This is a genomic window from Desulfotomaculum sp., from assembly GCF_982386235.1.
Genome location: NZ_CEVWQM010000011.1, coordinates 101429 through 109845, shown reverse-complemented (window position 1 = coordinate 109845; position 8417 = coordinate 101429). Strand labels below are relative to the sequence as shown.

Below are 8417 nucleotides of genomic sequence, written 5' to 3'. Positions count from 1 at the left end.
AAAAAAGAAATTCATCGTATGGAATAAAAATTTTAAAGGATAGGAATATTGAGAAAAAGCCTCAAAAACACACATTAAAGGTGGTTTTTGGGGCTTTTCTATGGTGTTTGATCATGTATATAAGAAATTTGCCAAGGTAATAATTAACCTGTAAGGACAACAAAATCCATTACCACTGGTACTGCTGGTATTCGAAACAACGTTGGGGGGCCGATAAATGCTGGTCAACAAAGTCGAGATCTGTGGCGTTAACACATCTAAATTACCTGTGCTCAAAAACACTGAGATGAGAACTTTGTTTGAAGCAATGCAGCAAGGAAATAAAGATGCCAGAAGCCAGTTGATTAATGGCAATCTCAGGTTGGTATTAAGTGTTATTCAACGATTTACCAATCGTGGTGAATACGTGGATGATTTATTTCAGGTCGGCTGTATCGGCCTAATGAAAGCCATTGACAATTTTGATTTGGGTCAAAATGTTAAATTTTCCACCTATGCGGTGCCCATGATTATTGGTGAAATTAGAAGGTATCTCAGGGATAATAATCCCATTCGGGTAAGTCGTTCCCTCAGGGATGTTGCTTATAAGGCGTTGCAGGTAAGAGATAGCCTGGTTAATAAGTATTCCAGGGAACCTTCTATCAATGAAATTGCCGGCGAATTAAAAATGCCCCGGGAGGATATTGTTTTTGCCTTAGACGCCATTCAAGAACCCATATCATTATTTGAACCCATATACCATGATGGTGGGGACCCGATCTTTGTCATGGATCAAATCAGTGATGAAAAGAGCCTTGATTTGAGCTGGCTTGAAGAAATATCCATACGAGACGCCTTAAGAAGATTAAGCGATCGGGAAAAGCATATTTTAACCCTGAGATTCTTCGAAGGTAAGACCCAAATGGAAGTTGCCGAAGAGATTGGTATTTCCCAAGCCCAAGTATCACGTTTAGAGAAAGCAGCCTTAAATCACATGAAAAAATTTGTTTAATTACAAAGCAGCTGATCACAAAAAAAGAGCCGGAGAGGCTCTTTTTTTGTGCAGAAGTCAATGAACCCTGCATATAGATTAATAATAGGATAGGGGGTGGCAGGGGTGATTAAGATTTCTGACCTGCGGGTAAGAGAAGTTGTCAATGTAGTCGATGGCAGAAGACTAGGTTTAATTAAAGATTTTGATATTGATTTGGATGCGGGTCGTATTGCCGCCATTATTTTACCAGGACAAGGTCGATTCTTAGGACTCTTTGGTCGTGAGGATGAACTAATCGTGCCCTGGGATAAAATAAAAAAAATTGGCGTTGATATTATTTTGGTTGAAGTATCACCCTATCAAACCAATCGAGAAGATTCCTATCGTTACTAGATAAAGAAGCAATCTTAAAATTAAATTGTCAGAAGAAGGTGACTTGTCTATAAAAAGATTGCATTTTAATAAAAATTCTAATATACTTTCAGTATAGTTAAAAAATTTAAAAACGAGAAAGACGGAGTATTTGTTTTAGTATAGCTTATGGTTTTTCAGTTTAAATGGTCAGACCATCATGCCAAATTACCACAAAACATTTTAAGAGGTGTAATTATGAACGCCAAAACGTCTTACGATGCCTTATACAAAGAATTTAAAGAAAAGGCAGAGGCATTAGCTGCTGAGGTTTATCGCGTTTCGAACACAGCAGAGGCTCAACAACTAATCAGTAAGTTAATCAATGATCTGAACGTAGCTAAAGCTGTCTACGCCCCGTCGGAATTAGTGAACGCTGTTAATATGCAAGAGATTGGCACCACCACGGGTGCTGTTATGACCTCTGAGAATTTACGTCAAAATGCGGCTGATGCAGGATTAGGTATTTCCCAGTTGGACTATGCAGTGGCAGAGATAGGGGCTTTGGCAGGCAATGCCACTGGCATCGAGAGTAGAATGGTATCTATTTTGCCGCCTGTTCACCTGGCGTTGGTACCTACAGCTAATCTTTTACCCAATCTAGTAGCAACCATCGCCACCTATAACAAGAACCTGGGAGAACTGCCCCGTTATTTAACCTTTGTCAGTGGCCCAAGCCGTACCTCTGATATTGAACGTGTATTGACCATTGGTGTGCACGGGCCAGGCCGATTAATTATTGTATTTATTGACTAAGGGGGCTTTAAAAGTGTCGACAGGAAATTTAAAAAAAGACATACAATCAGCACTTAATAATGATAACCTGACTGGTGCCCTTGGTCGCTTTGGCGAGGCATATATACCAGCCAGGGAAAAGGCCTATGAAGGTAAGGATTTTGAAGAATTACGTCAAAAAATAAGCAATTGTAAACGCAATGCTGCTGAAAATATGGACCGATTGGCGGAAAAATTTATTGCCCAGGCTGAAAAAAATGGTGCCATTGTATTTCGGGCCAAAACGGGTGATGAAGCAAAGGAATACATTGCCCAAGTTGTCAAAAAACATCAAGTAGAAACCATTATTAAGTCCAAATCAATGGCTTCCGAAGAAATTCACCTAAATGATTACCTACTAAAAAATACGGATGTGGCGGAAGTTACTGAAACGGACCTGGGTGAATGGATTATTCAACTTTGTGGCCAGCGTCCTTCCCATATGGTCATGCCAGCAATCCATATGACCCGCGGCGAAGTGGCAGATATCTTTGCCAAAGAAACCAACCAGAATTTAGAACCGGACATTGCTAAATTGGTTAAAGTGGCCAGGGAAAACCTGCGCGACAAGTTCCTCAAAGCGGATCTGGGTATTTCTGGAGCTAATATTGCCGTTGCCGAAACGGGTACCCTGGTTATGTGTACCAACGAAGGGAATGGCCGCTTAACAACAACCGTGCCGCCTGTCCATGTGGTACTGGTGGGCCTAGAAAAACTGGTAGAAAAGTTTGAAGATGTAGGTCCCATTTTAGAGGCATTGCCTCGCAGTGCCACCGCTCAAAAACTGACCACTTATGTAACCATGATGACGGGTCCCGCAGCAGCCATTGATCGGACTGGCAATTTAATCGAGCAGAAGGAAATGCATATTGTCTTGATGGATAACGGTCGTACCGAAATGCGTAATGACCCGATGTTTAAGCAAGCTTTACAGTGTATTCGCTGTGCCTCCTGCTTGAATGTTTGCCCTGTCTTCCAGCAGGTTGGCGGTCACGTCTACGGTGACGTTTACACAGGTGGTATTGGCACGATTTTGACTGCCTTTTTAAACAGCTTTGAAAAGGCCGGGGAACTGCAGAACCTTTGCCTGCGCTGTGAACGCTGCAAGGCTTTTTGTCCTGGTAAAATTGACATTCCAGCATTGATTGCCGAACTACGACGACGTACCGTGAAAAAAGAAGGTTTGCCCATGGGTCAAAAACTCATTTTAGAGAAGGTATTGACCAATCGTAAATTGTTTCACTCTTTAATTCGAACGGCTTCTTTAGCCCAGAAACCCTTTGTCAAAGGAAATGTGATTCGTCACCTGCCGCTTTTCTTCTCTGGCTTAACGGAGGGGCGCAGTTTACCGGCTGTTGCTGCCACACCACTCAGAGATAGGATTAGCCGCTCCGTTCCCACGGGTAAGCCTAAGGCCAAGGTTGGGTATTATGCTGGCTGCCTGGGTGACTTTGTATATCCTGAGCAGGGTGAGGCTGCCTATAAGGTTCTCAATAAAATGGGTATGGAGGTTGTCTTCCCCATGGAGCAAACCTGCTGCGGTATCCCCGCAACCCAAATGGGGGCGCCGGAGGTAGCTTTGACATTGGCTAAACAAAACATTGAAGCCTTTGAAAAAGAAGGTTTAGACTATATTGTTTCTCTTTGCCCCACTTGCGTTGAGGTATTAAAACATCACTTTGTTGATCAGTTAAAAGGTGATCCAAATTGGCAAGCCAGGGCTGAGAAATTTGCCGCTAAAGTGATCGACTTTTCATCCTTTGTGGCCAATCACGGTCAGGATTTGCAATTTAATAAACTTGGCACCAAGGTAACCTACCATGATTCCTGTCACATGAAACGGTCCTTAAAGGTATGGCAAGAACCCCGCGCACTGCTGAACAAAGCGGGAGTTGAATTAATAGAAATGAAGGGCTGCGATGATTGCTGTGGCTTCGGTGGTTCTTACTCAGTAAAAATGCCCGAAATATCCAAGGCCATCCTAGAGAAGAAGATTAACAATACCACTGCCACCGCTGCAGAAGTACTGGCCCTAGACTGTCCCGGCTGTAAAATGCAAATTGCTGGCGGCTTAGATGCAAAATCTAGCAATATCCAGGTAAAACACACGGCAGAGCTATTGGCAGAAGCCATAAAATAAGCACCAAAGCACCAACGGGGTCCGGCTTGCAAGGATTGCAAGCCGGACCCCGTTATCACGCTTTGTCTGTTTTATTTTCGTACTCAAAACGTAGCTTCTGTTCCGTACAGGGTTTGTGTGCGTCTTGACAATCACCGTAGATACAGGTGGTACCCACACAGATAAGGCATTGGGATTCATTGGGACATTTCATACAGACGTTACCTCCTTTTATCTTTATACTAAATACTCTACCTTAGCAGAAGGAAAGTATCGATCCACCATACCCTGCATAAATTCTTTAACCTCTGCCAGGTTCTCTTTGGGATAAACATACTTGCCATAGCCGAATTGGCCATATTTAAATTGCCTTGTTTCTTCGTTCATATCCAGTTGAGATTTTGGAAAGATATTTTCAATATTGCTTTTGGCCCGTTGGGTGAAGCGGTGGGTAATAAACTCAAAGGTTAGATCCTGGCGGGACAGGGGACCCAACACGCTGTTTAGTTCCTCAAAAAGCTCCAGATACCCCTGCTGCCAGCCTTCATACAGGACAATGGGTGCTACTAGAAAGCCCAGTGGATAACCAGCCTGAGCTGCCTTCCCGGCGGCCTCAACACGCTCGAACAGGGTGGGGGTATGATGCTCAAATTGCTTAATGACATAAGCTGCATTAAGGCTGAATCGAAAGCGGGTATGTCCATTATGTTTGGCATCCAACAAAGAATCTATATCCACAAATTTTGTTACAAAACGAAAACGACCCTGCTCTTGTTTGCCAAAGAATTCAATGGCTTGTTTTAGTGCACCTGTATATCTTTCCACAGGGATGGGATCCGATGTTGCTGCCCCTTCAAAAATCGTTTCCCGGGGTCGATACTGGTCAATATAGTCCTTGGCCCGTTGCAATATTTCTTCGATGTTAACGTATGCCCGGATATATGGCTTCTGCCCGAGATTTGTTAAGAGATAACAATATTCACATTTACCAGGACAACTGGTTACCAGGGGAAGCTGATAATGGGCAGAGGGCTTGCAGGTTTGAAATTCCCTGCCTTTTCGTACACCCAGCACCAGGGTTCGTTTTGATTCTAGATAGGCCTCCTGGGGTGTCTTGCCCGGTATACCTGTTACACGATTGTGAGAACCAGTTGTAGTTATGGGGATGCCCTCAGACCTAAATTGCTCCATCAGGCGTTGGCCTAATTGATACGTCAGGGTGGCTGGCTCAATAAAAACTCTTTTTGGAATAAAAATGTGACGGTCAGTTGGTTTTTCTAACAATATCTGTGTCATTTAGTGTCTTCCTTTAATATTTTTTTAGCTATTTTTGAATTTTTAATAGTATCTCCCAACCCAAGCAGCCAGTCTAAGATAAAAATTTTCCTATCCATACAGAAATCGGAGAAAAAGAAAGTTATGGACAAATCTTTCCGTGTGGATAGTCATTATAACAGATAAATGGAAATTGACTCTCAACATATGGTATTTTATAATTGTTTTCACCACAACATCCTGTATGTCGGGGTGGATTTGGTGGAAGAACCAATGTCTAAGGGGTGACGAAATGAACTGTCCCTTCTGCAATTTTCCGGAAAGCCGGGTTCTGGATTCCAGGCCAGCCGACGAAGGTAATAGCATCCGCCGCCGCAGGGAATGTGGTGAATGTGGCAAAAGGTTTACCACCTATGAGAGGGTGGATGAACGCCCACTGGTTGTGGTGAAGAAGGATGGACGACGGGAGGTTTTTGATCGAACCAAATTATTGGCAGGATTTATGAAGGCCTGTGAGAAAAGATCTGTGCCAGTCCAGAAAATTGAGGATACCGTCCATCATATTGAAAGGGAATTGCGAAGCCAGGGAGAGTTGGAGATTCCGAGCCATGCGGTGGGTGAATTAGTGATGAGCAGTTTACTGGAATTAGACCAGGTGGCATATATTCGCTTTGCTTCGGTTTATCGACAGTTTGGTGATATTTACAGTTTTCTTCATGAAGTAGAGAAGTTGTTGAAAAGTAAGGAAGGTAAAAAGGGGGCCCAATAGATGTTTACAAAGATTAAGAAAAGGGACGGCCGTGAGGTTATATTTAACGAAACTAAAATTACGGAGGCAATTTTTAGGGCGGCTAAGGCGGTGGGCGGGGAGGACCGTCAAACAGCCATGGAACTGACCCTTGAAGTCTTAAAAATGCTGAAGAAAAAATACAATGGCAATGTTTTTGGCGTTGAAGAAGTACAGGATATGGTGGAAAAGGTGCTCATTGAGTCTGGCCATGCCCGCACGGCCAAGGCCTATATCCTCTACCGTCATAAAAGAACACGTCTGCGGGACGCGAGAAGTGATTTAATGGATGCAGTGGAGGAAATCCTAGGGGAAACCAACAGGGAAAATGCCAATGTATCGAATTCCCCCTCCGCTAAGATGCTGCAAATCGCCAGTGCCGCCAGTAAAAAATATTATCTAACAAGATTAATCCCCGAAGAAATGTCCCAGGCCCACGCCCGAGGGGATTTACATATTCATGATTTGGATTTTTATGGAAAAACCCTCACTTGTATCCAAATCCCCTTAGGCAGACTGCTCAAGGAAGGTTTTAATACCGGACACGGCTATATCCGGCCGCCGAAGCGGCCCACCTCAGCCACTGCCCTGGCCGCTATTATTTTGCAGAGTTCCCAAAATGATATGCATGGCGGCCAATCCTTTGCCTTCTTTGACCGGGATATTGCTCCCTTTGTGGAAAATGCCTCCGATGAAGAGACCTATCAGGCGATGGAAGCATTGATCTATAATCTGAACAGCATGCACAGTCGGGCCGGTGCCCAGGTACCCTTTTCCAGCCTTAACCTGGGTACGGAAACCTCCGAAGAGGCCCGTAGGGTAACGAAAAACATCCTGTTGGCCTATGAGGCTGGTTTAGGCCGGGGTGAAAATCCAATTTTTCCGAACATCATCTTTAAATTGCAGGAAGGCATTAACCTAAACCCAGGTGATCCCAATTACGATTTATTCCAGTTAGCTATTCGGGTATCATCCAAACGCTTGAATCCCACTTTCAGTTTTATGGATTCCTCCTTTAACAAGGAGTATGGTGATCAGGTGGGTTATATGGGTTGTCGGACCAGGGTCATGGCCAATCGTAAAGGCCCAGCGGTCACGGATGGCAGGGGCAACCTATCCTTTACGACGCTTAACCTGCCCCGGATAGCCATCAAGGCAGAACGCAACCTGGAAAGATTTTATAGAATGTTGGACGAAACCTTAGATTTAAGCTTCCGTCAACTGTATCATCGTTTTACCGTGCAGGCGAAGCTAAAGGTCAAGGATATGCCCTTTGTAATGGGTCAGGGGCTATACCTGGGCTCCCAGGGTTTAAATCCCTGCGATACCCTTGATGAGGTCATTAAGCATGGCACGTTGTCACCTGGTTTCATTGGTTTAGCAGAGGCGTTGGTAGCCCTAACAGGGAAGCATCATGGACAAAGCGAAGAATCCCAGGCTTTGGGCTTAGAAATAATCTCCTACCTGCGGCAGAAGGTGGATGAAGCTTCTGAGAAGTATGATTTGAACTATACCCTGCTGGCTACTCCGGCGGAAAGTGTCTCCGGTAGATTTGCCAAACTGGATCGCAAGGAGTTTGGTATTATTCCCGGTGTAACAGATAAAGATTATTATACAAATTCCTTCCATCTTCCCGTGGGTCACCCCATTGGTATCTTTGAAAAGATTTCCTTGGAAGGCCCTTATCACAAATATTGCAATGCCGGCCACATCAGCTACATTGAAATGGCTTCACCGCCGCAGCATAACCCACAGGCTGTGGAGGCCATCATTAAGCATATGAAAGCCAGCGACATGGGCTATGCAGCCATTAACTTCCCGGTGGATTACTGCACTTCCTGCAGTGTAACCGGAATTATTAACGAGGATCATTGCCCACGCTGTGACTCACCGAATATCCGTCGGGTTCGCCGTATCACGGGATATCTGAGCACCGTTGATCGGTTCAATGATGCCAAGGTGGCTGAACTAAATGACAGAACAACCCACGGGGGCTTTGATCCCAGGGGTTAGATAAATTTAAGTGTTATGGGGGCGGTTCTTTTGACAGAGTGTGGATTTGTCAAGGAACCGTCCCT

7 protein-coding genes are annotated in these 8417 nt (G+C 44.3%); 6 read left to right on the top strand and 1 reads right to left on the bottom strand.

What is annotated here, in order from left to right; all coding sequences use genetic code 11:
• Window positions 1-217 precede the first annotated feature (217 nt).
• The 4 genes from sigG (at window position 218) to ldhH (ending at window position 4298) form a co-directional block, all read left to right on the top strand.
• Window positions 218-991 carry an RNA polymerase sporulation sigma factor SigG gene (gene sigG, locus AC1U9Z_RS08650; RefSeq protein ID WP_333530981.1) on the top strand — a complete coding sequence of 258 codons (774 nt, stop codon included), beginning with the start codon at window positions 218-220 and terminating at the stop codon, window positions 989-991.
• 105 nt (window positions 992-1096) lie between these two features.
• Entirely contained in the window at window positions 1097-1366 is a 270-nt protein-coding gene (locus AC1U9Z_RS08645) for a YlmC/YmxH family sporulation protein (protein ID WP_333530980.1), read from the top strand.
• Window positions 1367-1582: 216 nt separating this feature from the next.
• Window positions 1583-2140 carry a LutC/YkgG family protein gene (locus AC1U9Z_RS08640; RefSeq protein WP_479957031.1) on the top strand — a complete coding sequence of 186 codons (558 nt, stop codon included), beginning with the start codon at window positions 1583-1585 and terminating at the stop codon, window positions 2138-2140.
• Between the two features lie 13 nt (window positions 2141-2153).
• On the top strand, window positions 2154-4298 hold the full coding sequence (ldhH, locus tag AC1U9Z_RS08635) for an L-lactate dehydrogenase (quinone) large subunit LdhH (protein ID WP_479957029.1): 2145 nt from the start codon (window positions 2154-2156) through the stop codon (window positions 4296-4298).
• Window positions 4299-4514: 216 nt separating this feature from the next.
• Here the strand turns inward: ldhH and splB are convergent, their stop codons facing one another.
• Window positions 4515-5573 carry a spore photoproduct lyase gene (splB, locus tag AC1U9Z_RS08630; RefSeq protein ID WP_479957027.1) on the bottom strand — a complete coding sequence of 353 codons (1059 nt, stop codon included), beginning with the start codon at window positions 5571-5573 and terminating at the stop codon, window positions 4515-4517.
• A 271-nt stretch (window positions 5574-5844) separates the two neighbouring features.
• On the opposite strand from splB, the gene nrdR reads away from it, so the two are divergent.
• Window positions 5845-6321, top strand: a complete 477-nt coding sequence (nrdR, locus tag AC1U9Z_RS08625; RefSeq protein WP_479957025.1) for a transcriptional regulator NrdR — start codon at window positions 5845-5847, stop codon at window positions 6319-6321.
• Window positions 6322-8352: an anaerobic ribonucleoside-triphosphate reductase gene (gene nrdD, locus AC1U9Z_RS08620; protein WP_333530975.1), complete on the top strand. Its 2031-nt coding sequence runs from the start codon at window positions 6322-6324 to the stop codon at window positions 8350-8352.
• Window positions 8353-8417 lie beyond the last annotated feature (65 nt).

Coding starts and splice junctions, on each gene's coding strand:
- AC1U9Z_RS08640 (WP_479957031.1), top strand. CDS start 1,583: ATGAACGCCAAAACGTCTTACGATGCCTTATACAAAGAATTTAAAGAA.
- nrdD (WP_333530975.1), top strand. CDS start 6,322: ATGTTTACAAAGATTAAGAAAAGGGACGGCCGTGAGGTTATATTTAAC.
- nrdR (WP_479957025.1), top strand. CDS start 5,845: ATGAACTGTCCCTTCTGCAATTTTCCGGAAAGCCGGGTTCTGGATTCC.
- sigG (WP_333530981.1), top strand. CDS start 218: ATGCTGGTCAACAAAGTCGAGATCTGTGGCGTTAACACATCTAAATTA.
- splB (WP_479957027.1), bottom strand. CDS start 5,573: ATGACACAGATATTGTTAGAAAAACCAACTGACCGTCACATTTTTATT.